The following is a 369-nucleotide window of genomic DNA, read 5'->3' on the forward strand; positions in this document are numbered from 1 at the left end:
CCTCGGCCGATTTTCTCTCGTTTCTGGACGAGCTCGTCAAACGCTACGAGGACCAGCGGCTCTACGTGGTTTTGGACAATTTGAACACGCACAAGAATGAAAAGGCCCGAAACTGGCTCAGGCTTCACCCTAACGTCAGCTTTCACTATACGCCGACTCATGCTTCCTGGGTAAACCTCATCGAATGCTTCGGCTCTTCGCTGAATAGAATGGGCGGAGGGGGCAGATTTGCCATTGAGGGATGGCAAGAAACGATGTTCTTGCCATCCGTCTTCGGCGGATTTTGTGTCCGGGCGAATTGCCGTCAAGGACACTTCGACTTCGTCGATCCTCCTTGACGGCGGATTGCCAAGCTCGCCTCGTTTTCCG

The 369-nt window shown here is 53.9% G+C and carries 1 protein-coding gene; it reads left to right on the forward strand.

Annotated features, from left to right (window positions below):
- Nucleotides 1-338 (forward strand): transposase (locus A37A_RS21645; RefSeq protein WP_231363950.1); only part of this gene is annotated, 338 nt, incomplete at its 5' end.
- Nucleotides 339-369 lie beyond the last annotated feature (31 nt).

The organism is Verrucomicrobium sp. 3C, assembly GCF_000379365.1.
In the GTDB taxonomy this organism is placed as follows: Bacteria; Verrucomicrobiota; Verrucomicrobiia; order Methylacidiphilales; family Methylacidiphilaceae; genus Methylacidimicrobium.